The sequence below is a fragment of the Streptomyces composti genome, assembly GCF_012034205.1.
GTDB classification, from domain to species: domain Bacteria; phylum Actinomycetota; class Actinomycetes; order Streptomycetales; family Streptomycetaceae; genus Streptomyces; species Streptomyces composti.
Genome location: NZ_JAATEM010000087.1, coordinates 1 through 619 on the forward strand (window position 1 = coordinate 1; position 619 = coordinate 619).

Annotated in this window: 1 protein-coding gene; it reads right to left on the reverse strand. The window is 68.7% G+C overall.

All coding sequences use genetic code 11. The features are described 5' to 3' along the window. A partial coding sequence (locus HCJ93_RS29050) for an acyltransferase domain-containing protein (RefSeq protein WP_167998808.1) occupies nucleotides 1–619 on the reverse strand: 619 nt, incomplete at both ends.

Below are 619 nucleotides of genomic sequence, written 5' to 3' on the forward strand. Positions count from 1 at the left end.
AAGCGCATCGGCCAGTTGGGCTTCGATGGCCTCGACGTGTGCGGAGTGTGAGGCGTAGTCGACGGGGATGAGCCGGGCCCGGATGTCCTGGCCCTGAAGCTCTGTGACCAGGGTTTCGACGGCGTCCTTGTCGCCCGAAACGACGGTGGCGTTGGGGCCGTTGACGGCGGCGATGCTGACGCCGCTGGGCAGGTGTTCCTCGACCGCCTGAACAGGTTGCGGGATGGAGGCCATGGTGCCCAGCCCGGCGAGGTGTTCGCCGATGATCCTGGCGCGTACGGCGACGACCTTGGCCGCGTCTTCGAGCGAAAGCGCACCCGCCACAGCCGCGGCGGCGATCTCGCCCTGGGAGTGGCCGACGACCGCATCCGGACGGACACCGAGTTCCTGCCAGGTCGCGGCGAGGGACACCATGACGGCCCAGGTGACAGGCTGGATGACGTCGACCCGGTCCAACTCCGCGCCGGAGCACAGCACCTCGGTCAGCGACCAGTCGACGTAAGGCGCGAGCGCCTCCTCGCAGCGAGCCATCGACTCTGCGAACGCGGGCACAGCATCGAGGAGTTCGGCACCCATACCGGCCCACTGCGTCCCCTGACCCGGGAACACGAACACGGTC